This is a genomic window from Streptomyces malaysiensis subsp. samsunensis (assembly GCF_024519315.1).
GTDB lineage: Bacteria > Actinomycetota > Actinomycetes > Streptomycetales > Streptomycetaceae > Streptomyces > Streptomyces malaysiensis.
This window is the reverse complement of sequence record NZ_JANIIC010000002.1, coordinates 139,626-162,854: the sequence shown is the minus strand read 5'-3', so window position 1 is coordinate 162,854 and position 23,229 is coordinate 139,626. Positions and strand designations below refer to the sequence as shown.

The following is a 23,229-nucleotide window of genomic DNA, read 5'->3' as shown; positions in this document are numbered from 1 at the left end:
CCGCCGGGGCCGCGGGGTCAGCCGGCCCGGTTCCCGGTGCCGGAGTCGGGGTCCTCGAGCCGGAAGCCGACCTTCAGGCCCACCTGGTAGTGCGCGATCCGGCCGTTCTCGATATGCCCGCGCACCTGGCCGACCTCGAACCAGTCGAGATTGCGGAGCGTTTTCGAGGCACGGCCGATGGCGCAGCGGATCGCGTCGTCGACGCTCTCGCTGGACGAGCCGACGATCTCGGTCACCCGGTAGGTGTGGGCCATCGCAGTCTCCCCGGTGCGTGGGGCGGTCCGTTCGCTTCTCCCACCGTGCCTCACCACGCCGGGCTCCGCGAGCCGGCAGGGGCCCTAAGCGGATCGACGGAAGTCGGCTGCGGTTCGGTGGCGCCCCGAAGGGGCGCGGGGCTGTGTCGATATGCGGCTCCGCCGCGGGGCGCGGCCGGCCACGACGGCGCTGCGGACGATCGACGGCAGGTCTGGGTACTTCCAGCGGAGCGCTTAGGGCACCACGGTGACCGGCCAGCGCCCCGCCTTGACCAGCCGTACCGCCACCGAGCCGATGAAGCGGTGCCCGGCCTGCTCGGACGCGCCCACCACCACGGCGTCGGCCTTCAGCTCATCGGCCGCCTGGACCAGTCCGTTGTACGGATCGCCCCGGAAGGTGTGGAACTCCCAGCGCACCTCGAAGGCGCCGCGCAGCCGTTCGGCGGCCTGCCGGATCTCCCCCATCAGCTCCTCGGCCACCTCGCCCGTGGTGTCGGCCACCGATGCCCCCAGCGCGGCCCCGGCCGCCAGCACCGGCTGGATGTAGACCACGGCGAGCAGCGCCTTCTGCCGTCTGGCCAGTCCGGAGGCGTAGGCCGCGGCACGCCAGGAGGATTCGGAACCGTCCAGTCCGACCACGATGACCTTCGGTCCGTCGGTTCCCCGTTCAAAAGACGGAGGGAGTTTGTCCACCACATCTGCGAGGCTAGCGCCAGGGACGGTCCGGTGATCAACCGGCCCGTAACCGCGGTGCCCGCGCACCGCGACCGCGTCATGACCGCCACCGTACGACAGGAGAAACAATGGGCGGCACCCACGGGGGCGAACTCCTCGCAATCAGCGACCTTCATGTGGCCTATCCGGAGAACCGGGCGATCGTGGAGCGGCTGCGGCCCGGCTCCGACGACGACTGGCTGATCGTCGCGGGGGACGTCGGCGAGGTGTTCTCCGAGATCGAGGAGGTCCTCGGCCTGCTGAGCGAGCGTTTCGCCAAAGTCATCTGGTCACCGGGAAACCACGAACTGTGGACCCATCCCAAGGACCCCTTGGAAGTCCGGGGGGTGGCTCGCTACGACGCGCTGGTGGAGATGTGCCGGGCCAAGGGCATCGTCACCCCCGAAGACCCCTACCCCCTCTGGGAGGGCATCGGCGGGCCGCTGGTCATCGCCCCGCTGTTCCTGCTCTACGACTACACCTTCCGGCTCGACGGCCTGGCCACCAAGGAGGCCGCGCTGGCCCACGCCCACGAGGCGGGCGTGGTCTGCACCGATGAGCACTTCCTGCACCCCGACCCGTACCCCACCCGCGACGCGTGGTGCCGGGCCCGGGTCGCCGAGACCGAGGCCCGGCTGGCGGCCGTCGACCCGGAGCTGCGGACCGTGCTCATCAACCACTGGCCGATGACCCGGCTGCCCACCCGGGTGCTGCGCTACCCCGACTTCGCGCTGTGGTGCGGCACCGAGCTGACCGCCGACTGGCATGTGCGGTTCCGGGCCGAGACCGTCGTCTACGGCCATCTGCACATCCCCCGGACCACGGTGGAGGACGGGGTGAAGTTCCAGGAGGTCTCGGTCGGCTACCCCCGGGAGTGGAAGGCCCACGGCCGGCTGCCGGAGGACCCGCTGCGCCGGATCCTCCCGGTGCCGGTGCCGTAGGGGCGCGGTCAGACAGGGCCGGGATGCCTGCTGGGCTGAGGGGGACGGGTGAGGCCCAGGGCATCCGGCGGCCTTGGGGTGTCCTGACGGGCTGAGGGCGTCCTGATGGGCTGAGGGCGTCTTGACGGGCTGAGGGCGTCTTGACGGGCCCGGAGGGCGGCGCCGTACGGTCTCGGCTGTGAACCCTGTCGAGGCGTTCCTTCCCGAGACCTACACCGCCGGTGTGCCCTACGCGCTCTTCGCCGAACAGCGCGCCACCCGCCCGGTCTGCCGGATAGACGAGCCGGCGGTCGGGGCCTGGCCGGCCGGCCCCGGCTTCTGGGCGGTGTTCCGGCACGCCGACGTCAAACACGTCCTGCGCACCCCCGAGGTCTTCTCCTCCCACCTCGGGGCCACCCAGATCCGCGACCCCGACACCCCCGCCGATCTGGAGTTCGTGCGGGCGATGATGCTCAACCAGGACCCGCCCGACCACTCCCGCACCCGCCGTATCGTCGCCGCGGCCTTCACCCCCCGCGCCGTACGGGAGCTGGAGGCGGTCATCGAGGAGCGTGCGCTGGTGCTCGTGGACTCCGTGGCCGGGCGCGGCGAGGCCGACTTCGTGGAGCTCGCCGCCGATCTGCCGGTCTGGACCCTCGCCCATGTGATGGGCGTCCCCGAGGGCGACCGGCGGCTGCTGTTCGACTGGGCCGGCAGGGTCATCGGCTACCAGGACGCCGACTACGCCGGACTGTCCACCGCGGCCCAGGAGGAGCTCAGCCCCATGGCGCGCGCCGCCCTCGTCCGCAGACCCGCCTCGGCGCCGCGCCGCCCCGACGGTCGGCCGATGAACCCGCGCTCCCGCGAGGCCCTGGCCGATATGTTCGCCTATGCCCACGCACTCGCCGAGCGGCCCCGGCCGGGCAGTGTGATGGCGCGGATGCGGGAGGGCGGGCTGAGCCGGGACGAGTTCGAGAACATGTTCTTCCTCTTCGCCGTGGCGGGCAACGAGACGCTGCGCAACGGCATCCCCGGCGGGCTGCTCACCCTCCTCGACCACCCCGACAGCCTGCGGCTGCTGCTCGACCGGCCCGAGCTGACCGGCTCCGCGGTGGAGGAGATGCTGCGCTTCTGGCCGCCCGTCATCGACTTCCGGCGCACCGCCACCCGCGATGTGGAGCTGGGCGGACAGCTCATCCGGCGCGGTGAGAAGGTCGTCGTCTTCCACGCCTCGGCCAACCGCGACGAGACGGTCTTCGCCGACCCCGACCGCTTCGACATCACCCGCGCCCCCAACGACCATCTGAGCTTCGGCTTCGGACCGCATGTCTGCCTGGGCGCGCATCTGGCCCGCGTCCAGATGCGGGCCATGCTGCGCGCCACCCTGGACCGGCTGCCGGGGCTGCGCCGGGCGGGTGAGCCGGTGCGGCTGACCTCCAACTTCCAGAACGGGCTCAAGACCCTCCCTGTGCGCTGGGGAACAGATCGGTGAAGGCCGTGGTCGAGTCGCCGACCGACCGTCCGAAGGGCTCGTCGAAGTCCCACACCAGGAAGAGCAGGAAGACGATGAGCGCGGTGAACATCACCGCGAGCAGCAGCTCCCGGGGCGAGCGGCGGATCTGGAGGGTGAAGACCAGCCCGATGACCAGCGCCGCGCCCAGCACCAGGCCGAACCAGACCAGAGGGGGCATCGTGGGCCCCGCGCTCTGCTGCCGGGCGGTGCGCGCGTCGTCCACCGCGGCCACCTGATCCACCATCGGCTGATACGCCTGCGACTGGAGATCGCTGTGCGGAGTCGCGAAGGTGACATCGCGGCGCAGGGTGGTCAGCAGCTTGGCGCCGCGGTCGGTGAGTTCGCCCTTGTCGATCATCACCTTCCACTCGGTGTGCACCACATGGCGCACATACGCGTCCACGTCGTCACGGATCCGGTCGCGCACCGGGCCGGGGTGGACGCTCGCCCGCTCGGCCACCTCGTGCAGCGCCTGCGCCTCCGTACGGACCCCGTCCTGCGCGGCGGAGCGCCCCTCCCAGACACCGGCGATCGCCAGGCCCAGCACGATCGCGTAGACCACGCCGATCATCATGATCATGTAGTCGAGGACATCGGGGGTCTCGTCCGGATCGTCATCCTCCCCGAGCCGACGGGAGTTGAGGACCGCCCCGGTCACCACGACCGCGCAGGTTCCGGCCATCACCAGGGTCATAATCAGCCATTCGGGCATGGATAGCCTCCCAAGCGGTTCGGCGGTGCGCCGTCAGCCACGCCGTCCGCCACGCCCGCCGCGCGTGCCGGAGCGCGAACGCGGACGGAGCGCGGCGGCCGCGAGGACCGCGGGCGCGGTGAGCAGCAGGGTGAAGGTGACCAAGGAGGTCCCGTTGTCGGGCTTCTCGCGCGTGGGTTTCTGATACGCGTGCATCTCGACGGCACGGGTCCTGGTCGGTGCGGGAGCCGGTGCGGGGGGTGATGCCGGAGGCTTGGTGCGCGGGGGCGAGGGCGGGGGCGGAAACGCCGGCGTGAGTGTGGGCCCCGGCGCGGGGAGCCGCGGAGTGGGCGTGGGGGAGGGGGCCCGCGGTGCCCGGGTGGGTGCGGGAGTGGCGCTAGGGGTCGGCGTAGGCGTCGGCGTGGCGGACGGGCTGGGGGTGGGCGTTGGGGACGGTGTCGCCGTCGGGGTGGGCGTCGGTGTGGGCGTGGGAGTGGGGGTCGGCGTGGGCGTAGGTGTCGGTGTGGGGGTCGGCGTGGGGCACCAGCCGAACCGGGCGATGAAGTGGACGCGGCTCGCCGATGCCGCGACGCAGACGCACAGGCCGGGACCGATCCGGATCCGCACCGAGGCGTGCGGTCCGTCGTCCGGGCCCCCGGCCCCGGCCCCGGACCGGGCATCGGCCGTCGGCCGGGGGGAGGCGGGCGTGGCCGCCGGACCGACACCGCCCTCCTCGGCCAGGGCTGTCGCCCCCGCCGAGGCGAGAACAAGGGCAGTGGTCAGGACCCCCGCACGCCATACGCGCTGCCATCGCTTCACCAGGAGATGTTCGGCCGAACGGGCGCCCGCCAGCCGGGTGAACGCCTGGATTCCCTCGAATAGGGGAATGAACCCGGATATTGGCGCATTGAGGTTTAGCCGAGGACATTCATCCGACCTGCGCTCAGCTCACCCCGCGGCGGGTTCCGTCCCTGGTCAGAGCTGGCCGAAGCTCCCATGCCGACCCGCGCCCGCCGCGAACCGCGCCGCGCCGTCCAGCCCCTCGGCCAGTGTGGTCTGGCCATGGCGCAGCTCCCGCGCCATGGCGTCGTCCTCCGGCAGCCCCTCCTGCTCCAGCAGCGAGGCCCGGTCCGAGCGCAGACACGTCTGCGGGAAGCGGGCGATCTCGGCCGCCAGCCGCTCCGCCTCCGCGCGCGCCCGCCCCGGCGGTACGAGGCGGTTGGCGAGCCCGATGGCGTACGCCTCGTCGGCTGCCACCGGCCGGCCCGTCAGCACCAGGTCCATCGCCCGGCTCGCACCGATCAGCCGTGGCAGCCGTACCGTTCCGCCGTCGATCAGCGGGACGCCCCAGCGGCGGCAGAACACCCCGAAGACCGCGTCCTCCTCGGCGACGCGCAGATCGCACCAGAGCGCCAACTCCAGTCCGCCCGCCACGGCGTGGCCGCTGACCGCCGCGATCACCGGCTTGGACAGCCGCAGCCGAGTGGGTCCCATCGGGCCGTCGCCGCCCTCGGCCACGCGATTGCCGTGCGGTGTGCCGACCGCCTTCAGATCGGCGCCCGAGCAGAAGGTGCCGCCCTCGCCCCACAGCACCGCGACCCGCGCCTCGGGGTCGGCGTCGAAGGCGCGGAAGGCGTCGGCCAGCGCCGTGGCGGTCGCGCCGTCGACGGCGTTGCGCACCTCGGGGCGGGAGAGGACGACCGTGGTGACCGGGCCCTCCTGCTCGGTGCGAACCGTAAGGGGCGCACCGGCCGCGTCCGCGGCCTCCGGGCCCGCCGCGCCGTCCGTGGGCGTCACCGCGCGTCCTTCGGCCGGGCGCGCTCCAGGATCGGGCCGGTGTCCGTACCGGGCGGCAGGGTGCCGAAGGCATGTCCCCAGTCCCCGTCGAGCCGCGAGGCGCAGAACGCGTCGGCGACCGCGGGGTGGCTGTACCGCACCAGCAGGCTGCCCTGGAGCACCAGCGTCATCTGCTCGGCCAGCCGGCGCGCCAGCAGCTGCGCGCGCTCGGGGTCGGCGAGCTGCGGCAGCAGCCCGCGCAGCCGGTCCACGGCCGCGTCCAGCCGGGCGTCGGCCCCGGCCGCGGCGTCGACCTCGGCGAGGAACGCCTCCAGGGCGCCGTTCTCGCGGCCCAGCGCGCGCAGCACGTCGAGCGCGGCGACATTCCCCGAGCCCTCCCAGATCGACAGCAGGGGTGCCTCGCGATACAGGCGCGGCATCCCGGACTCCTCCACATAGCCGTTGCCACCCAGGCATTCCAGGGCCTCGGCGGCGTGGGTGGCGCCGCGCTTGCACACCCAGTACTTGCTCACCGCGAGCCCCAGCCTGCGCAGTGCCGCCTCGCCCTCGTCCCCGGCCTCCGCGCCGTCCAGGGCGGCCGCGAGCCGCATCGCGAGCGTCGTGGCCGCCTCCGACTCGACCGCCAGATCGGCGAGCACATTGCGCATCAGCGGTTGGTCGACCAGGTCGGCGCCGAACGCCCGGCGGTGCTCGGCGTGGTGCAGCGCCTGCCGCAGCCCTGCCCGCATGCCCGCCGCCGAGCCGATGACACAGTCCAGCCGGGTGACGTTGACCATCTCCACGATGGTCCGCACGCCGCGGCCCGGTTCGCCGACCCGCCAGGCCACGGCGGACTCGTACTCGATCTCGGCCGACGCGTTGGAGCGGTTGCCCAGCTTGTTCTTGAGCCGCATCAGCCGCAGCGGGTTGCGGCTGCCGTCCGGCAGCACCCGGGGCACCAGGAAGCAGGTGAGCCCCTCCTCCGTCTGGGCCAGCGTCAGGAAGACATCGCTCATCGGCGCGGAGGTGAACCACTTGTGGCCGGTGAGGACATAGCGGCCGGCACCGTCCGGTACGGCCCGGGTGGTGTTGGCGCGGACGTCCGAGCCGCCCTGCTTCTCCGTCATCGACATGCCCGCGATCAGGCCCCGCTTGCCGAGCGGCGGCCGCAGCCCGAAGTCGTAGGTGCGGGCGGCCAGCAGCGGTTCGTACCCGGCGGCGAGCTCCGGTTCGGCGCGCAGCGCCGGGACCGCGGCGTACGTCATGGAGATGGGGCAGCCATGGCCGGGCTCGGCCTGCGCGAAGGCGTAGAACTTGGCCGCGCGCACCAGATGGGCGCCGGGGCGGCTCTCGCTCCACGCGGCCGCGTGCTGGCCGCTCTCCACGGCCACGCCCATCAGCTGGTGGTAGGCGGGGTGGTACTCGACCTCGTCGACGCGATGGCCGTAGCGGTCGTGGGTGTGCAGCACCGGGGGGTGCTCCTCGGCCATCCGCGCCCAGTCCTGGACCTCGGCGGAACCGGCCCGCGCGCCCAGCTCCCGCACCTCCCGCTCGCCCCAGCCGCCGCCGTGCCGCCGCAGGGCCTCCAGCAGGGCGGGCTCGTCCGCCGTGCTGAAGCCGACGAGCGGCGGGGCCTGGTTGAGGACCTCGTGCGTAGCGCTCATGGCAGACATCTCCTCGTTCGCGGTCTCCCGGGGCGGCCGGCCGGGGTGGTCTTACACTTCCATAATGCGCGATGGGGAACTGTAATGGATAGGGTTTCGGGTAACCATGGACGACACCGGAACGCTCACCCTGCGGCCGCTGACCGCGCGCTCGATCGTGCTCAGCACCCTGCTGGGCCATCACCCGCCCCAGCTGCCCGCCCGCGCGCTGGTGCGCGTCGGCGCGCTCTTCGGCACCGCCGAGGGGACCATCCGGGTCGCGCTCACCCGTATGGTCGCGGCCGGTGACCTGGAGCAGAGCGGCGGCACCTACCGGCTCACCGACCGGCTGCTGGCCCGCCAGGCGCGGCAGGACGACAGCCGCGCTCCCCGCACCCGGCGCTGGGGCGGCGACTGGGAGATCGCGATCGTCACCTCCGACCGCCGCGAGGCGGCCGAGCGGGCCGCCCTCCGCCAGGCCATGGCCGCCCTGCGCCTGGCCGAACTGCGCGAGGGCACGTGGATGCGCCCCGCCAACCTCGTCCACCCGCGCCCGGACGTCGCCGCCGAGCAGTGCGGCTGGTTCACCGGCGCGCCGGAAGGCGATCCGGCCGAGCTCGCCGCGCGCCTGTGGGACCTGGACGGCTGGGCCCGCCAGGCCAGGCTGCTCGGCGCGGCGCTGGACGCCGCGGAGGAACCGGCCGAGCGCTTCACCGTCGCGGCCGCGGCCCTCCGCCACCTCCTCGCCGACCCCGTCCTCCCCGCCCGCCTGCTGCCGAAGAACTGGCCGGGCGCGGCCCTGCGACGCCGCTACGACGCGTTCGAACGGGACTTCCGGGCTTGGCTGCCGCGGTATGCGGGGGGTGGCTGAGCGGGCGCCTCCGCGGCGGGCCGGCGGTACGGGTTGCCCGGCTCGGGCTGGTCGGCTTGGGCTGCTGGGTTGCTCGGTTCGGGTTGGTCGGCCTGGGTTGGTCGGCTTGGGCTGGTCTGCTTGGGCTGGTCTGCTTGGGTTGCTCGGCTCGGTTGGGTGCGGGTTTCGTCTCGCGCCTTCGGCGCATTTGAGCAGCGGGGCAGGGGGTGGGGGCGTGGCACCGCCGCCGGGCGCCGGCCCGGTGGGTGTGGGCGCCGGTGGCGGCGCCCCTGGCCGAGGGCTGGGGCCGACGCCGGACAGCCGCGAGGGGTTGGGGTACCCCCTCTGAAAACGTTTGACAAATTAGTTGCTTCAGGTCAAGCGTTTTTTCGAGGGGTACCCGGAGGAGCCGCCAGCCCAGCACCAAGCAGCCCCTTCCGGTGCCACGGCCGCACCGTTTTCCAGCCCCCTGGCAGCCCCGCCCCGACCTAGGCACACGACAGCCGCCAGGCCCCGCCAGCTAGGCCCCCACTACCCGCCAGCCCGGGACCGGCCTCAGCTTCCGGCCTCCGGTGCCGCCCCCGGCGCCTACATCCCCTGGCCCGGCGCTCGGCGGCGAGGCCCGCGCCCCCCACTCCCTGCCCCGCTGCTCAAATGCGCCGAAGGCGCGAGACGAAACCCGCACCCAACCGAGCCGAGCCGCCCACGACAGGCCCGCCCACGACAGGCCCGCCCACGACAGGGCCACCCCAAGGGCACCGTGTCGCGCGCCCGACTACGCCGACTCGCGGATCACCAACTCGGTGGGGAGAACCAGCGCCGGTTCTATCGGCTCGCCCGCCGTCAGGCGGAGCAACTGGCGGGCCAGGCGGCAGCCGATTTCGGCTATCGGCTGGCGCACGGTGGTCAGCGGGGGCTCGGTGTAGCCCGCGGGCTCGATGTCGTCGAAGCCGACCACCGCCACGTCCTCCGGCACCCTTCGCCCGGCCCGGCGCAGCGCCCGCAGCACCCCGATCGCCATCAGGTCGGAGGCCACGAACACCCCGTCCAGCCCCGGCTCCCGGTCCAGCAGCTCCCGCATCGCGACCGCCCCGGACTCCTGGGTGAAGTCCCCGGCCGCCACGTACGCCTCCAGCCGCGCACCGGTCAGCGCCACCCGGTAGCCCGAGAGCCGGTCGATCCCGGCCACCATGTCCTGGGGACCCGCGACCGTGGCGATACGGGTGCGCCCGGAGCGGATCAGATGCTCGACGGCCAGCGCCGCGCCCGCCGCGTTGTCCACCCCCACGTACGGCGGCGACGCCGGGCCCGGCACCCGCTCGTTGCAGACCACCGGGATGCCCATCCGGACCAGCGCGGCCGGCAGCGGATCGGCGCCGTGCATCGACGCCACCATGACGCCGTCGACATGGCGGGCCAGGGCGAAGCGCTCGATGCGGTCACGGCTGGCGGGGGAGCGGGCCATCATCAGCACCAACTGCTTGTCCGCGGCCTCCAGCTCCTGGCTCACCCCGCGCACCACGCCCGGGAAGAACCGGTCGTCGGAGAAGACCCGGCCCGGCTCCTCGGGGAGCACCAGCGCGAACGAGTCGGTGCGCTGGGTGACGAGGCTGCGGGCGGCCTGATTGGGGATGTAGCCCAGCTCCTGGATGGCACTCAGGACCGCCTCACGGCTGTCCTCGCCGACCTTCGTGGAACCGTTGACGACACGGGAGACGGTGGCGCGCGAGACGCCGGCGCGGCGCGCCACGCTCTCCAGGGTGGGTCGTGGCCGGTGCATCCGCGCATACCTCGCTGTTCGCTCACTGATGGTCGATACAGCATGGATCAAGACCGGTCAGGGCGCGAGGACGCGGCAGTGAGGACGCGGGAGCGGCAGACCGACGGGGAGCCCCAGGCGGTACGCAGGGCGCGGGCCTTGCGGATCCACAGCGAGAGGTCGTACTCCTCGGTGTAGCCGAGCGCGCCGTGCAGTTGGAGGGCGGTGCGCGCCGCCGTGTACGCGGCCTCCCCGGCGGCCACCTTCGCCGCGGCGACCTCCGCGCGGGCCTCGTTCGCGGGCGTCGATGCCAGCGCGACCGCGGCCCCGTACAGCAGCGGCCGGGCGAACTCCAGCCCGATGAGCGCGTCCGCCAGTCGGTGCTTCACCGCCTGGAACGAGCCGATCGGGCGGCCGAACTGAGTGCGCTGCTTGACGTACGCCGCGGTGCGCTCCACCAGCGCGAGCCCGGTCCCCAGGGACAGCGCGGCCGTGGCGAAGGCGGCCCAGTCCGCGGCGCGCGCGGCGGCCGTGGCCACGGCCAGGCCCCGGGCGAGCGGCTCACCGCCCGGCAGTGGCCGGGCCAGTCGGCGGGCCGGGTCGAACGAGGGCTGGACCGGCCCGTGCCCCGGGGCCAGCCACAGCTCCTCGCCCTCGACGGCGAAGACGGCGTCGGCGGCGTCCGCGTCCAGCGCGTACGGCCCGCCGTCGGCCGCCGCGAGCGTCACCAGCGCCCGCCCGTCGGCGATCCGGGGCAACCAGTGTCCGGCCGCCTGACCGGCCCGCGCCGTACCGCCCTCGGCGAGCGCGGCCAACAGCACCGCGGCGGCGGCCGTCTCGGCCAGGGGCCCCGGCACGGCGTGCCGCCCCGCCGCGACATACGCCACGCCCAGCTCCACCGGCAGCGGCCCGACACCCTCGTACGCCTCCGGTACGGCCAGCCCGGTCACCCCGGCTTCGGCGAGCCGCCCCCACACGGCACGCCCCGGCGCATGCTCGCCGCGCGCCCACGCCCGGACGGCGCGCGGCGTGTCGGCCCCGCCGAGCATCCGGTCCAGGGTGCGGCCGAAGTCCGTCTGCGCCTGATCCAGCATGAATTCCATCCAGGCGTTCCCCTCGTCAACCACTGGTCCGGTCACCGGCGACACCACAGCTCACCGGCGCCCCTTCGGAAGCCCCAGCAGCCGCTCGGCGATGATGTCGCGCTGGATCTCATTGGTGCCCGCGTAGATCGGCCCCGCGAGGGCGAAGGTGTAGCCGTCGGACCAGGGGCCGGGCGCGGCGGGGTCGTCCGCGGTGTCGGCGAGTTCGCCGTAGGGGCCGAGCAGGTCCAGGGCCGTCTCGTGGAGGGCGATGTCCAGCTCCGACCAGAAGACCTTGTTCAGGCTGGACTCGGCCCCGAGCGAGCCCCCGGCGGCCAGCCGGGAGGCGCCCGCGTAGGCGAAGAGCTCATACGCGCGGGCGCGGATCACCGCGTCGGCGACCCGGTCGCGCACCGCGGCCGCCTCGTCCGCCCCGCTCCCCGGCGCGTCCGCCCGCTCCCGCCACAGCGCCACCAGCCGCCGCGCCGCCGCGGTGAACCGCCCTGGGCTGCGCAGGGTCAGCCCGCGCTCATTGCCCGCCGTGCTCATCGCGATGCGCCAGCCCTGCCCCGGCTCGCCGATGACGTCCTCGTCGGGGACGAACACCTCGTCGAGGAAGAGCTCGGCGAAGGCGGGCTTGCCGTCGAGGCGGCCGATGGGGCGCACGGTCACACCGGGCGCGTCCAGGGCGAACATCAGATACGTGAGCCTCCGGTGCGGTGCGTCCGCCGCCGGATCGCTGCGGAACAGCCCGAAGGCCCGGTCGGCGAAGGCCGCCCGGGACGACCAGGTCTTCTGCCCGCTGAGCAGCCAGCCGCCGTCGGCGCGGCGGGCGGTGGAGCGCAGCGAGGCGAGGTCGGAACCCGTCTCCGGCTCGGACCACGCCTGGGCCCAGATCGTCTCGCCACACGCCATCGGCGGCAGGATCCGGGCGCGCTGCTCGGCGCTGCCGTGCTCGAAGAGGGTGGGGGCGAGCAGGCTGATCCCGTTCTGGCTGACCCGGCCGGGCGCGCCCGCCGCGTAGTACTCCTCCTCGAACAGCAGCCACTCGACCAGCGAGGCGCCCCGGCCGCCGTACTCCTCGGGCCAGGTCACCACCGACCAGCGGTCCGCCGCGAGCATGCGCTCCCAGGCGCGGTGCGCCGCGAACCCCTCGGCGGTCTCCAGGGAGGGCAGGGCAGTGGCGGGCGTGTGCGCGGCCAGCCACCGCCGGGCCTCGGCCCGGAAGGCCAACTGCCCCTCGCTGAGATCGAGGTCCACCGGACGCCTCCCCCTCCGTCCCGCCATCGGACGCTTCCCTAACAAGTGTTTGGTAGGTTACCGTGGCGTTGTGATGGACAACAAGGCGCCGTACGTCCCCGGCCACGGCCTCCTCACCGGTCGCACGGCCGTCATCACCGCCGCCGCGGGCGCCGGAATCGGCGGCGCCACGGCCCGCCGGTTCCTGGAGGAGGGCGCGCGTGTCGTCCTCGGCGACGCCCATGGGCGCCGTCTCAAGGAGACGGTGGCCGCGCTCGCGGGGGAGTTCGGCGAGGAGCGGGTCGCCGGATGCGTCAGCGATGTGACCGACGAGGCGCAGATCGCCGCGCTGTACGACCTCGCCGAGGAGCGCCACGGACGGCTGGACGCGGTGGTCAACAACGCCGGGCTCGGCGGCACCGCCCTGCTGATCGAGATGACCGACGAGCAGTGGGACAAGGTCATCGACGTCACCCTGAACGGCACCTTCCGCTGTACCCGCGCCGCGCTGCGCCGGATGAAGGCCGGCGGCCACGGCGGGGTCGTGGTCAACAACGCCTCGGTCGTCGGCTGGCGCGCCCAGGCCGGCCAGGCCCACTACGCGGCGGCCAAGGCGGGCGTCATGGCGCTCACCCGCTGCGCCGCGGTCGAGGCCGCCGGGTACCGGGTGCGGGTCAACGCGGTCTCGCCCAGCCTGGCCATGCATCCGCATCTGGCGAAGGTCACCACCCCCGAACTGCTGGCCGAGCTCACCGAGCGCGAGGCGTTCGGCCGGTACGCCGAGCCCTGGGAGGTGGCCAACGTCATCGTCTTCCTGGCCAGCGGCTACTCCTCGTACATGACGGGCGAGACGGTGTCCGTGAGCAGCCAGCACGCATGAGGCGAGAATGAGAACGTGCCGAATTCCACCAGGAGCCGCGCTTCCACCGGAAACAGTGCGAAGAACAGCGAGAAGAAGACGACCGTGAGCCCGTCCCCCGAGCGGCGGCGCGAACTGCTCTCGACCGCGGCGGAGGTCTTCGCCGCGCAGGGCTACAACGCGACCACCGTCCGCCGGATCGCGGACGAGGCGGGGATGCTCGCGGGTAGCCTCTACTACCACTTCGACTCCAAGGAGTCGATGGTCGACGAGATCCTCTCCACCTTCCTGGACGAGCTCTGGGCCGGGTACGAGGCGGTGCTCGGCGCCGGACTCGGCCCCCGGGAGACCGTCGAGGCACTGGTCACCGAGTCCTTCCGGGAGATCGACCGGCACCGCGCCGCCGTCGCGATCTACCAGAAGGAGTCCAAACACCTGTCCGCGCAACCGCGCTTCGGCTATCTCACCGAGTCGCAGCGGAGGTTCGAGCGGGCGTGGCTGGGCACGCTGGAGCGCGGCGTGGCCGAGGGGGTCTTCCGCGCCGACCTCGACATCCGGCTGGCGTACCGCTTTCTGCGCGACACCGTATGGGTCGCCGCCTCGTGGTACCGGCCGGGCGGACAGCACAGCCCGGAGGAGATCGCCCGCCAGTACCTGTCGATGGTCCTGGACGGCATCACTCCGCGAGAACCACGAGCAGAGCGAAAACCACGAGCAGAGCGAAAACCACGAGCAGAGCGAGAAGCACAAGCAGAGCGAGAACGGCCGGCAGAGCGAGAACGGCCGGCAGAGCGAGAACGACCGTAAGACCGTCATGACCTGAGGGACCTCAAGGAGCTGCCATGCCCGAGGCATACATCGTCGAAGCGGTAAGGACGCCGGTGGGCCGGCGGAAGGGCGGGTTCGCCTCCGTCCACCCCGCCGACCTCGGCGCACACATCCTGCGTACGCTGATGGAGCGCTCGGGCGCCGATCCGGCCGCCGTCGAGGACGTCGTCTTCGGCTGTCTGGACACCGTGGGCCCGCAGGCCGGGGACATCGCGCGCACCTGCTGGCTGGCCGCCGGGCTCCCGGAGGAGGTCCCGGGCGTGACCGTCGACCGGCAGTGCGGCTCCTCGCAGCAGGCCCTGCACTTCGCCGCGCAGGCGGTGCTCTCCGGCACCCAGGACCTGGTGGTCGCGGGCGGGGTGCAGAACATGTCGATGGTGCCCATCGGCTTCGCCAGCCGTCAGGCGTCCGAGCCCCTGGGGCTGACCGAAGGCCCCTTCGCGGGCTCCGAGGGGTGGCGGGCGCGCTACGGCGACCGGCCGGTCAGCCAGTTCTACGGAGCCGAGCTGATAGCTGAGAAGTGGGGCATCACCCGCGAGGCCATGGAGGAGTTCGCCCTGGGCTCGCACCGGCGGGCGCTGCGCGCCATTGACGAGGGCCGCTTCGACCGCGAGGTGGTCCCGTTCCGGGACGTCCTGGTGGACGAGGGGCCGCGCCGGGACACCAGCCTGGAGAAGATGGCCGCCCTCAAGCCGATCATCGAGGGCGGACGGCTCACCGCCGCGCTCTCCTCGCAGGTCTCCGACGGCGCCGCGGCCCTGCTGCTCGCCTCCGAACAGGCGGTGAGGGAGCACGGTTTGACCCCGCGCGCCCGGGTGCACCATCTGTCGGTACGTGGCGAGGACCCGATCCGGATGCTGTCCGCGCCCATCCCGGCGACCGCGCACGCGCTGAAGAAGACCGGGCTGACCATCGGCGACATCGACCTGGTCGAGATCAACGAGGCGTTCGCCCCCGTCGTGCTGGCCTGGCTGAAGGAGACCGGCGCCGACCCCGAGCGGGTCAATGTCAACGGCGGCGCCATCGCCCTGGGCCACCCGCTCGGTGCCACCGGCGCCAAGCTGATGACGACACTCCTGCACGAACTGGAGCGCACCGGCGGCCGCTACGGGCTCCAGACCATGTGTGAGGGTGGCGGCCAGGCGAATGTGACGGTCGTCGAGCGGTTGTGAGGGCCTTGACCACCGGCTCGCCGGACGGAGTCCTACGCATCGTCGAGCGGTTGTGAGGACTCCGACCGGACCCCTTCCCGTGGCGACCGGGCCAGGCCCCGCAGATGATGGTGCTGCTCCGAGGGCCTGACCCAAGCCGGGAGGACAGCGCCATGGCGTGCGGATCGACCAAGCTCTGGAACGGCGAGGCCACCTGGTTCTGTTGTGGCAACTCCTGGGGTCCGTGCGCCACGACGGGCGGCGGCGCGTGCGGCACCTGCCGCTCCAGCGCCCTGCACGCCGCCTGGCCCAACGCCTCCAAGGCGTGCTGGGACATCACCCGGCCGGACCTGTGCGGCGAGGACATACCCCGGCGCGGCTGCGGCTCGGAGATGAAGGTGCGCCACGACTGCTCGGGCGCGAGCGTCTGCGTCACCGTCACCGACTGCGGCCCGCGCACCCGTAGCTTCTGCTCCGAGTCCACCTGCTGCGACGGGGTCTGCCGTACCAACCGGGTCATCGACCTCACCCCCGCCGCCTTCTCCGCCATCGGCAGCCTGAGCACCGGCACCCTGCCGGTCTCCATCTTCGAATGAGGCGGGCCAGGCCATGAGCGCGTACCGAACCGGCGACACCCTCGCCCGCCGTCGCTTCCTCACCGCCGCCGCCCTCCGCGGCGCCACCGTCATCGGCACGGGAGCGCTGAGCGCGAGCGCCCTGAGCACGGGAGTCCTCGGCACCCGAGTCGCCGGAGCCACCGGAACCACCGGAGTCATCGGGGCGACAGCCCTGGGCGCCGTGGACGCCGACGCCGCCTTCGCCGCGCCCATACGCCCCCTGGACCCCGCGGTCGCCGAGAGCGCCTTCGCCGAGGGGCGGATCGCCGCGATCAACGGCGACGTCCTGGAGGTCGCGGGCTCCTACGGCGACCACTCCCGGGTGCGGATCACGGGCGCCACCAGCGTCTGGAAGGGCCGGGCCACCACCGCGGCCGACATCGAGACCGGCGACGGACTCTACGCCCGCGGCCTCCCGCTGCCCGACGGCACCCTCGCCACCGACGCGGTGTGGGTCAACATCGTCAACCTCCACGCCACCATCCGCGGCATCGAGAGGACCCGGCTGCATCTCGCCCACGGGCAGCACGAGATCATCGGCAACCTCATGGCGGAGAGGACCAGCGCCGCGTACGGCGACGCCTCGCCGACCGCCGATCTGTCCCGGCTCACCATCGGACAGAGCGCCCAGGTCCTGGGCGCGTGGCGGCCGTCCGACGGCTCGGTGGACCTCGTACGGGTCGCGGTCGCGCCCGGTGCGGGGAGGCGGCGGTGAGCGCCCTGGCCCGCGACCTCGCCCCGCTGGTGCTCGCCGGGGTGCTCGGACCGGCGGGGGCCGGCAAGCTGTTCGGCCGGGGCACCGCCCGGCAGGCGCCCCGTACCGCGCTCGCGCGGCTGCTGCGCGACGGCGGCCGGGCCGCGCTCGTCCTCCGCGTCCTCGGCGCGGTCGAACTCCTCCTCGCCGCCGCACTGCTGGCGCCGCCCACCACCCCGCTCCCGGGAGCGGCGGCCGCCCTCCTCGGCGCGGGCTTCCTCGGCTATCTCGGCTACGCCCGCGCCGCCGCGCCCGGCTCCTCCTGCGGCTGTACGGCGCGGCAGGAGGCGCCCCTCACCTGGCGCGCCTTCGCCCGCGCCGCCGCGGTTCTCGCGGGCGGTGCCGCGGCGGCCCTGGCGCGGCAGCCCTGGTGGACCGCGGCGGCCCGCCATCCGGCCGCGGCGGCGTGCCTGGTCCTGGCCGCGGCGGTGGTCCTGACCGCCCTCTCCGCCAATCCGGAGCGCCGCTGGCGAATGCCGCTGCGCCGGCTGCGGCTGCGGATCGCCGGACATCCGCTCGCCGCGACGGCGACGGCCACGGCGGTGGCGCCTGCGACCACGCCTGCGACCACGCAGGTGGCCGTGCCGCCCGATGCGGCCGGAGCCCCGCCACCGGTGCCGCTCACCGCGGCCGGAGCGCGGACGGCGGTCCCGGTCGCCGCGACCGTCGAACTGCTGGAGCGCTCCCGCGCCTGGCAGAGCGTCTCCCGCGTGGTGCGCTCCGCTCTGATGGACCACTGGGACGACGGCGGCTGGCGCATCCTCCAGTTCGCCGGGGTGTACGGGGGCGGCACGGCCGCGAGGCCCGTTCTGGTGCTCTTCGCGATGGACGCCGCGGCCAGCCTGGACACGGTGCGTGAGCCCGCCGTCCGGGTCAGCGTCATCGACGCGGACAGCGGAGCCCCGGTCATGGCCACGGCGTGAGGCCCGCCCAGCGGGCTCGCACGGCCGCCGGGACACCGCATGGGTGCCCCGGGCGAGCTCCCGGCGGAACGTCACCACCCCGAGTAGCCTGGACGGCACTGCCCAGGTCGAGCCGGTGGCGCGGGTAGGGGAGTGGGTATGTCCGAGAATCGGTCCGCGTCCGGCTCCCGGGGGCCCAGATGGTGGCGGCGGCTGGAGGGCGCGTTCCACCGGTCGGCACTCGGACGCGGCTGGCGGCGGGGCAGTGAATTCGAGCTGCTGCACCGCGCGATGGGCTTCGCCGCCCTGGGCTTTCTCACCCTGGTGCCCCTGCTGATCGTGGTGGCCGCGGCCGACCCGGTGAACCGGCTGGGATTCGCCCAGTGGCTGGGCGAGGGCCTCGGACTCTCCCCGACCTCGCGGGACGAGGTGCAGCGGCTGTTCGCCCCGCCCAAGCAGGCGCTGGAGTCCACCACCGCCTTCGGTCTGGCGACGCTCGCCATCTTCGGGCTGCGCTTCGGCACGGTGCTCCAGGTCGGCTACGAGAAGGTGTGGGAGCTTCCGGCCGGCCGCTGGCACACCGTCTGGCGCCATCTGGTGTGGCTCGTGGTGCTGATCTGCTACCTGCTGCTCTCCGCCCATCTGGTGCCCGGTCTCTCCCGGGTCCTGGTGGCGGTGGTGGGCACGGTGCTGTTCTTCTGGTGGTCGCAGCATCTGCTGCTCGGCGGGCGGATCAGCTGGGGCGCCCTGCTGCCCGGCGCGCTGGCCACCGGCGTCGGGCTGCTGGGGCTGCGGGTCTTCTCCCAGCTGGTGTTCTCCCCGCTGATCGCCTCCAGCACGGTCTCCTACGGTCCGGTCGGCACCGTCCTGGTCGTCCAGTCCTGGCTGGTCGGCGTCGGCTTCGTGGTCTTCGGCGGTGCGCTCGTCGGGCGAGTGCTGCACGAGGACTATCTGCGGATGGTGGCATGGCGCCGCAAGAGACACCGCGACCGCGCCAAGGCGGACCCACCGGCCGGCTGACGCCCGGACGACGAGCGTACGGGCCGCTTGGCCCGCCGCCCCCGGTGGTTCCCGCCGACGGTCCGCTTTCATGATCGTCAAGCCGGGGGCCGGACCGGAAACGCCATCGCCCCGAGCCGGGCGCGCCTGGCATGCTGGCGGTGTGAACGGACCCGAGATCCACCTCAGCCTCGCCCCTGAACTGCGGTTCTTCACCGTCCCTGAGCGCCGCCGCCCCTGGACGGCCGTCGTCACCGACGGCGCTTCGACTCTCGGCCATGTCGTCGAGTCGCTCGGGGTCCCGCTCACCGAGGTCGGCAGGCTGCTGGTGGACGGCGAGGAGACCGCCGTCTCGCATGTGCCGAGCGCGGGGGAGACCGTGGAGGTCCACCCGGTCGTCCGCCCGCAGCGGGTGCCGGGCGCGCCGCTGCGCTTCCTGCTCGATGTGCATCTGGGCACGCTCGCGCGCCGGCTGCGGCTGCTGGGTGTGGACGCCGCGTACGAGAGCGAGGACATCGGCGATCCCGAGCTGGCCGCGCGCTCCGCCACCCAGCGCCGGGTGCTGCTCTCCCGCGACCGCGGGCTGCTGCGCCGCCGTGAGCTGTGGGCCGGGGCGTATGTCTACAGCGACCGCCCCGATGAGCAACTGCGGGACGTCCTCGGCCGGTTCACCCCGAGCCTGGCGCCCTGGACCCGCTGCACCGCCTGCAACGGCCCGCTGGAGGACGCCGACAAGGAGGCGGTCCGGGAGCGGCTCCAGCACGGCACCCGGCGCACCTACGAAGTCTTCGCCCGCTGTACGGCCTGCGAGCGTGTCTACTGGCGCGGCGCCCACCATGCCCGTCTGGAAGCCATCGTGGCCGGGGCGATGGGCGAGTTCGGCGACGCCAGGGCCGCCCTGACCTGAGCGGAGCCGCAGGTCAGGGCGGTGCCTCGGCGGTGACTGGCGGCGGTGGCTGCTACGGCGACTGGTGGCGGTGGCTGCTTACGGCCGCCTTCGACGGTGGCGGTGACCTCCAGGGTCCTCGACGGTGGCGGTCACCGCCGGCGCGGAAACCCCAGGGCGGAAACTCAGGACACCTCGTCCTGGAGAGCCTCCGGGATCGTGGTGTGGAAGGCCGGATGGGCGTGCAGCCGCCGTACATAGGCGTGCAGCCGCCCGTGCCGGGAGACCCGGTCGGCCGCGTCGGCGTCCAGGAGGGGCCGGTACTCGGTGTCGAGCTGGACGAGGGCCACCCACAGGTCCACATCGGCGGCGGTCAGCTCGTCACCCAGTGCGTACGGCGCGGTCGCCAGCTGTCGGTCGAGCCGGTCCAGGGCGGTCAGCAGTCGCTCGAGCGCCGCGTCCCGGCACTCCGGCTCGTGCGCCGTCCCGGCCTGCCGTGCGGCATGGGTGATGTCCTCGTCGAGGAGTTCGCGGAGGGCGTCGATGTCCGCGGCGAGGGCCGCCGGGCGCAGCCGGGGAGATCCGGCGCCGCCCGGGTCGCTCAGATGGCCGGCGAGATCGCGCAGGATGTCGGGCGTGTGATTGCTGACGACACGTCCGGTCCAGCCGTCGCACAGCGCGGGCGCGTCCAGCGGTCCGCCGTATCGGTGCCAGGTGGCCTCGTAGGCCCCGCGCAGCGCGGCGAACGCTTCGGGGGTGTCGTCCGGGAGCCCGAGGAGAGTGGTGGCGACGGTGTTCCGCAGCCCGAGCAGATCGAGGGTGATGGACACGCGCAGCGAGAGCGGACAGCTCGCGGAGAGGTAAAGCCGATAGCGATGCGGCACCGGATAGAAGCCACCGGCGAGGTCGACGCCGATACGGCTGCGGAAGCGGTGCGGCGGTGCGGGCGGGGCGATCCGGGGGCGCGGCGAACAGGGGTCGGGGTCGAGCAGAGCGGCGGGACCTGAACTGACGGAAAACGTCTCGGACATGGCTCTCCAAGGCAATGACGGAGCCCCGGCCCCGCCGGTCAGGCGGCGCCGATGGCGCAACGGAAGGGAAGCCCGCGCGGGGCGCCCGCCGGGACGGTGCCGGGACACACCCGGCCCGGCCCCGGCGCGCGAGGCCGCGCTCAGTGCTCGGTGACCGCGTCGATTCAGACGGCTGGACTGGAGGCGCTGCAAATGCGCAGCAGATCGATGTGCAGCCGCCTGGTCAGGAGGTGACCCGCCGGAGCCAGGAGACGGCGGAGCGGGGACAACGGCCGGGGACGCCGACGGGCGCCGTCCCTGTGGCTGTCGGTCCTGGGCATCTCCACCGATCCCATCATCGGGGGCTCGCGAGGCAGCGAGACCGCGCTTGTCCCGTCCACGCCGACGGGACCTGGTCGTCACCCGGGGGCACCCCGTCGCGGAAGAAGGGTTGCCTGTCAGCGAGCCGGGGCCGATGACCCACCTGAGCGGGGATACCGCACGGTGGGCGCTGACAATCGTGACCGTCCCTCACAGTGTCGTCGCGCTCCGCGAGGGCGTCAACCCATGCCAAGGCGGCCAACGCGGGCCGACGGTACGGCGGATGTACGGCGCCGGCGTGGCGGAACCCACTCGGAGAACCGGCTGGGAGAATCCACTTCGGAGAACCGGCTGGGAGAACCCACTTCGGAGAAGCGGCTCAAAGAACCCACACAAAGAACCCACACAAAGAACCGGCTCAGAGAACCGGCCGCCCCGCGCCGCCGATGACCCGCTCGATGAGGACCATCGCCGCGTCGTCCGACAGCCGCCCCTCCGCATGCCGGACCAGGGCGTGGCGGAGCCCGTCCAGGTACTCGGACGGAGTGGCGCCGTCCAGCGTCTCCATGGTCCGGTGCAGCGGGAAGAACTCGTTGTAGTGGTTGCGGGCCTCGACCACTCCGTCGGTGTGCAGCAACAGCCGGTCACCGGGCAGGAACGGAAAGGTCTCGACGCGGATCGGGGGAGGGGCGAGGAAATCCTCGAGGCCGAGCGGCGGCAGCGGGCGCACCGGGTCCAGGGAGCGCACCTTGCGCCCGCGCATCACCAGGGGCGGCGGATGGCCCCGGTTGATCAGATGGACCAGTGACTCCTCCGAGACCTGGGCGAGCAGCACGGTGACGAACTGCTCCTCCAGCTCCTGCGGGTCCTGGAACTGGGAACGGTCCAGCAGCTCGTACTCGCGCCCCAGCGCGGCCGCGCAGCGGTGCATCACCTCGGCGAGATCCTGCTCGTAGTGCACCGCCTCCCGGAAGGCGCCCACCACGGCCGCGGCGGACCGCACCGCGGCCAGCCCCTTTCCCCGCACATCGCCGACGATCAGCCGCACTCCGTAGCGGGTGGACATCGCCTCGTACAGGTCCCCGCCGATCTGCGCTCCGCGCTCGGCCGCCATATAGACACTGGCGGTGTTCACCACGCCCATCCGGGCGGGCAGCGGCCTCAGCACCACGTTCTGGGACACCTCGGCGATCCGGCGGATATGGGCCAGCTCACGGTCCCGGCGCACCCGCACCGCGCTGGTCGCCACGCTCGCGACCGCCACCACCACCAGGGCCAGCAGATTCGCGTACACCACCTCGCTGCCCCACGCGTCGTTGTGGGCGGTGGTGATCCCGCAGATCGCCGCGGCCAGCAGCGCCACACCGGCGCTGCCGAACGGCCCCATGGTCACCGCCGCCAGCGCCGGCGCCGGGGAGAGCAGAGAGCCGGTGTAGAGGGTGTGCGCGGGGGAGAGCTCAATGCTGAGCACCGCCGCCAGGACCACGAACGGCAGACACCGTGTGATCGCGAACAACGTCCGGCTGCGACCGCTCGCCCCCGGGGCCGGGCGCATGAATCGCATAATTCGGACTTTAGCCGACGAAAGCCCCCGAAGGGATGATTATCCATAACGCGAGACATCAGCCCCGGGCGTAGCCTGACGCTATGCCCGAGCTACCGGATGTCGAGGGGTTCCGGCGGACGCTCGCCTCCTGTGCGCAGGGCCGCCGCGTCGAGCGGGCGACGGTGGCCGACGCGGGGGTGTTGCACGGGGTGACCGCCCAGCGGCTGAAGCGCGACCTCAAGGGCCGCCGCTTCGCCGCACCGCGCCGCCACGGCAAGTGGCTGATCGCCCCCACCGACGGGCCCACGGTCCTGCTGCATTTCGGCATGACCGGGCGGTTGGTGTGCGGGCCGGACTCCGAACCGGCCGGCCGGTTCGAGCGCGTCGCCTTCGACCTCGACGACGGCCACCGCCTCGGCTTCGAGGACCAGCGCAAACTCCAGGGCATCTGGCTCGCCGCCACCGACGCCGACATCGACCGGATCATCGGCGATCAGGGCCCGGACGCGCTCTCGCTGAGCCGGGCCGAGCTCGACCGGCTGCTGGCCGGGCGACGCGGACGCGTCAAGGCCACCCTGACCGATCAGGCAGTGATCGCCGGGCTCGGCAATCTGCTCGCCGACGAGATCCTGTGGCGGGCCCGGATCCATCCACAGCGGCCGGTGAACTCGCTGACCGACGCCGAACACGATCGGCTCCACACCGCGATGCGCGATGTGCTGCGCGCCTCGGTGCGGGCGGGCCGGGTGCCGGACGACCCGGACTGGGTCACCGGGCAGCGCGACGACCCGGACCCGCACTGCCCCCGCTGCGGTCATCCGCTGCGCCACGGCCGGATCGCGGGCCGGACCACCCTGTGGTGCCCCCACTGCCAGGGAGAGGAAGCCTGAGGCCACGCCGGGGCGATCCGTCCCG

Annotated in this window: 23 protein-coding genes, 1 pseudogene and 1 riboswitch; of the genes and pseudogenes, 12 read left to right on the top strand and 12 right to left on the bottom strand. The window is 73.3% G+C overall.

Going from position 1 to position 23,229, the window contains the following annotated elements; genetic code table 11:
- Positions 1-17: 17 nt before the first annotated feature.
- On the bottom strand, positions 18-254 hold the full coding sequence (locus NQU54_RS01950; protein ID WP_167505299.1) for a dodecin: 237 nt from the start codon (positions 252-254) through the stop codon (positions 18-20).
- Positions 255-488: 234 nt separating this feature from the next.
- On the bottom strand, positions 489-950 hold the full coding sequence (locus NQU54_RS01945) for a universal stress protein (RefSeq protein ID WP_079259979.1): 462 nt from the start codon (positions 948-950) through the stop codon (positions 489-491).
- Positions 951-1,057: 107 nt separating this feature from the next.
- On the opposite strand from NQU54_RS01945, the gene NQU54_RS01940 reads away from it, so the two are divergent.
- Complete coding sequence (locus tag NQU54_RS01940; RefSeq protein WP_257629446.1) at positions 1,058-1,909, top strand: metallophosphoesterase family protein; 852 nt, start codon at positions 1,058-1,060, stop codon at positions 1,907-1,909.
- 178 nt (positions 1,910-2,087) lie between these two features.
- Positions 2,088-3,380, top strand: coding sequence for a cytochrome P450 (locus tag NQU54_RS01935; protein ID WP_257629445.1), 1,293 nt, complete (start codon positions 2,088-2,090; stop codon positions 3,378-3,380).
- Here NQU54_RS01935 and NQU54_RS01930 read toward each other — a convergent pair.
- The 5 genes from NQU54_RS01930 to NQU54_RS01910 form a co-directional block, all read right to left on the bottom strand.
- Positions 3,343-4,113 (bottom strand): bestrophin-like domain, encoded by a 771-nt coding sequence (locus NQU54_RS01930; RefSeq protein ID WP_257629444.1) that lies wholly within the window; start codon positions 4,111-4,113, stop codon positions 3,343-3,345. The genes NQU54_RS01935 and NQU54_RS01930 overlap by 38 nt on opposite strands.
- A 33-nt stretch (positions 4,114-4,146) precedes the next feature.
- A complete protein-coding gene (locus NQU54_RS01925) occupies positions 4,147-4,308 on the bottom strand; it encodes a hypothetical protein (protein ID WP_257629586.1) in 162 nt (53 codons plus the stop codon).
- A 181-nt stretch (positions 4,309-4,489) separates the two neighbouring features.
- Complete coding sequence (locus tag NQU54_RS49030) at positions 4,490-4,636, bottom strand: hypothetical protein (protein ID WP_306278274.1); 147 nt, start codon at positions 4,634-4,636, stop codon at positions 4,490-4,492.
- 431 nt (positions 4,637-5,067) lie between these two features.
- Positions 5,068-5,889: a crotonase/enoyl-CoA hydratase family protein gene (locus tag NQU54_RS01915; protein WP_257629443.1), complete on the bottom strand. Its 822-nt coding sequence runs from the start codon at positions 5,887-5,889 to the stop codon at positions 5,068-5,070.
- Positions 5,886-7,532 (bottom strand): acyl-CoA dehydrogenase family protein, encoded by a 1,647-nt coding sequence (locus NQU54_RS01910; RefSeq protein WP_069860464.1) that lies wholly within the window; start codon positions 7,530-7,532, stop codon positions 5,886-5,888. Before NQU54_RS01910 ends, NQU54_RS01915 begins: the two co-directional genes overlap by 4 nt.
- A 106-nt stretch (positions 7,533-7,638) precedes the next feature.
- On the opposite strand from NQU54_RS01910, the gene NQU54_RS01905 reads away from it, so the two are divergent.
- Positions 7,639-8,382, top strand: a complete 744-nt coding sequence (locus NQU54_RS01905; RefSeq protein ID WP_257629442.1) for a PaaX family transcriptional regulator C-terminal domain-containing protein — start codon at positions 7,639-7,641, stop codon at positions 8,380-8,382.
- A gap of 754 nt (positions 8,383-9,136) precedes the next feature.
- Here the strand turns inward: NQU54_RS01905 and NQU54_RS01900 are convergent.
- From NQU54_RS01900 to NQU54_RS01890, 3 genes are read right to left on the bottom strand one after another with little or no spacing between them, the layout of a single operon-like run.
- Positions 9,137-10,141, bottom strand: a complete 1,005-nt coding sequence (locus tag NQU54_RS01900; protein WP_257629441.1) for a LacI family DNA-binding transcriptional regulator — start codon at positions 10,139-10,141, stop codon at positions 9,137-9,139.
- A gap of 47 nt (positions 10,142-10,188) precedes the next feature.
- Positions 10,189-11,223 carry an acyl-CoA dehydrogenase family protein gene (locus NQU54_RS01895; protein ID WP_257629440.1) on the bottom strand — a complete coding sequence of 345 codons (1,035 nt, stop codon included), beginning with the start codon at positions 11,221-11,223 and terminating at the stop codon, positions 10,189-10,191.
- A gap of 51 nt (positions 11,224-11,274) precedes the next feature.
- Complete coding sequence (locus NQU54_RS01890; RefSeq protein WP_257629439.1) at positions 11,275-12,462, bottom strand: acyl-CoA dehydrogenase family protein; 1,188 nt, start codon at positions 12,460-12,462, stop codon at positions 11,275-11,277.
- Positions 12,463-12,535: 73 nt separating this feature from the next.
- On the opposite strand from NQU54_RS01890, the gene NQU54_RS01885 reads away from it, so the two are divergent.
- From NQU54_RS01885 to NQU54_RS01850, 8 genes and pseudogenes are all read left to right on the top strand, one after another.
- Complete coding sequence (locus NQU54_RS01885; RefSeq protein ID WP_257629576.1) at positions 12,536-13,321, top strand: SDR family oxidoreductase; 786 nt, start codon at positions 12,536-12,538, stop codon at positions 13,319-13,321.
- 15 nt (positions 13,322-13,336) lie between these two features.
- Positions 13,337-13,987: pseudogene (locus NQU54_RS01880) on the top strand (TetR/AcrR family transcriptional regulator); the annotation flags it as partial.
- A gap of 155 nt (positions 13,988-14,142) precedes the next feature.
- Entirely contained in the window at positions 14,143-15,300 is a 1,158-nt protein-coding gene (locus NQU54_RS01875) for an acetyl-CoA C-acetyltransferase (protein WP_079259987.1), read from the top strand.
- Positions 15,301-15,452: 152 nt separating this feature from the next.
- Positions 15,453-15,875, top strand: a complete 423-nt coding sequence (locus NQU54_RS01870; protein WP_257629438.1) for a septal ring lytic transglycosylase RlpA family protein — start codon at positions 15,453-15,455, stop codon at positions 15,873-15,875.
- A 13-nt stretch (positions 15,876-15,888) separates the two neighbouring features.
- The gene (locus NQU54_RS01865; protein WP_257629437.1) at positions 15,889-16,611 is read left to right on the top strand and encodes a cell wall protein; all 723 of its coding nucleotides are present in this window, start codon (positions 15,889-15,891) and stop codon (positions 16,609-16,611) included.
- Complete coding sequence (locus tag NQU54_RS01860) at positions 16,608-17,573, top strand: MauE/DoxX family redox-associated membrane protein (RefSeq protein WP_257629436.1); 966 nt, start codon at positions 16,608-16,610, stop codon at positions 17,571-17,573. Before NQU54_RS01865 ends, NQU54_RS01860 begins: the two co-directional genes overlap by 4 nt.
- A 138-nt stretch (positions 17,574-17,711) precedes the next feature.
- A complete protein-coding gene (locus NQU54_RS01855; protein WP_257629435.1) occupies positions 17,712-18,572 on the top strand; it encodes a YhjD/YihY/BrkB family envelope integrity protein in 861 nt (286 codons plus the stop codon).
- Between the two features lie 142 nt (positions 18,573-18,714).
- Positions 18,715-19,458: a Mut7-C RNAse domain-containing protein gene (locus NQU54_RS01850; RefSeq protein WP_257629434.1), complete on the top strand. Its 744-nt coding sequence runs from the start codon at positions 18,715-18,717 to the stop codon at positions 19,456-19,458.
- 164 nt (positions 19,459-19,622) lie between these two features.
- On the opposite strand, the gene NQU54_RS01845 is transcribed toward NQU54_RS01850, so the two are convergent.
- Together NQU54_RS01845 and NQU54_RS01840 are read right to left on the bottom strand one after the other, a co-directional pair.
- The gene (locus tag NQU54_RS01845; protein ID WP_257629433.1) at positions 19,623-20,468 is read right to left on the bottom strand and encodes a glutathione S-transferase C-terminal domain-containing protein; all 846 of its coding nucleotides are present in this window, start codon (positions 20,466-20,468) and stop codon (positions 19,623-19,625) included.
- A gap of 358 nt (positions 20,469-20,826) precedes the next feature.
- A riboswitch (SAM riboswitch) is annotated at positions 20,827-20,973 on the bottom strand.
- Between the two features lie 213 nt (positions 20,974-21,186).
- Complete coding sequence (locus NQU54_RS01840) at positions 21,187-22,332, bottom strand: PP2C family protein-serine/threonine phosphatase (protein ID WP_257629432.1); 1,146 nt, start codon at positions 22,330-22,332, stop codon at positions 21,187-21,189.
- Positions 22,333-22,415: 83 nt separating this feature from the next.
- Here NQU54_RS01840 and NQU54_RS01835 point away from each other — a divergent pair, with 83 nt between their 5' ends.
- The gene (locus NQU54_RS01835) at positions 22,416-23,204 is read left to right on the top strand and encodes an Fpg/Nei family DNA glycosylase (protein WP_257629431.1); all 789 of its coding nucleotides are present in this window, start codon (positions 22,416-22,418) and stop codon (positions 23,202-23,204) included.
- Positions 23,205-23,229 lie beyond the last annotated feature (25 nt).

Coding starts and splice junctions, on each gene's coding strand:
- NQU54_RS01950 (WP_167505299.1), bottom strand. CDS start 254: ATGGCCCACACCTACCGGGTGACCGAGATCGTCGGCTCGTCCAGCGAG.
- NQU54_RS01940 (WP_257629446.1), top strand. CDS start 1,058: ATGGGCGGCACCCACGGGGGCGAACTCCTCGCAATCAGCGACCTTCAT.
- NQU54_RS01930 (WP_257629444.1), bottom strand. CDS start 4,113: ATGCCCGAATGGCTGATTATGACCCTGGTGATGGCCGGAACCTGCGCG.
- NQU54_RS01925 (WP_257629586.1), bottom strand. CDS start 4,308: ATGCACGCGTATCAGAAACCCACGCGCGAGAAGCCCGACAACGGGACC.
- NQU54_RS01910 (WP_069860464.1), bottom strand. CDS start 7,532: ATGAGCGCTACGCACGAGGTCCTCAACCAGGCCCCGCCGCTCGTCGGC.
- NQU54_RS01905 (WP_257629442.1), top strand. CDS start 7,639: ATGGACGACACCGGAACGCTCACCCTGCGGCCGCTGACCGCGCGCTCG.
- NQU54_RS01900 (WP_257629441.1), bottom strand. CDS start 10,141: ATGCACCGGCCACGACCCACCCTGGAGAGCGTGGCGCGCCGCGCCGGC.
- NQU54_RS01895 (WP_257629440.1), bottom strand. CDS start 11,223: ATGGAATTCATGCTGGATCAGGCGCAGACGGACTTCGGCCGCACCCTG.
- NQU54_RS01885 (WP_257629576.1), top strand. CDS start 12,536: ATGGACAACAAGGCGCCGTACGTCCCCGGCCACGGCCTCCTCACCGGT.
- NQU54_RS01875 (WP_079259987.1), top strand. CDS start 14,143: ATGCCCGAGGCATACATCGTCGAAGCGGTAAGGACGCCGGTGGGCCGG.
- NQU54_RS01870 (WP_257629438.1), top strand. CDS start 15,453: ATGGCGTGCGGATCGACCAAGCTCTGGAACGGCGAGGCCACCTGGTTC.
- NQU54_RS01865 (WP_257629437.1), top strand. CDS start 15,889: ATGAGCGCGTACCGAACCGGCGACACCCTCGCCCGCCGTCGCTTCCTC.
- NQU54_RS01855 (WP_257629435.1), top strand. CDS start 17,712: ATGTCCGAGAATCGGTCCGCGTCCGGCTCCCGGGGGCCCAGATGGTGG.
- NQU54_RS01845 (WP_257629433.1), bottom strand. CDS start 20,468: ATGTCCGAGACGTTTTCCGTCAGTTCAGGTCCCGCCGCTCTGCTCGAC.
- NQU54_RS01840 (WP_257629432.1), bottom strand. CDS start 22,332: ATGCGATTCATGCGCCCGGCCCCGGGGGCGAGCGGTCGCAGCCGGACG.
- NQU54_RS01835 (WP_257629431.1), top strand. CDS start 22,416: ATGCCCGAGCTACCGGATGTCGAGGGGTTCCGGCGGACGCTCGCCTCC.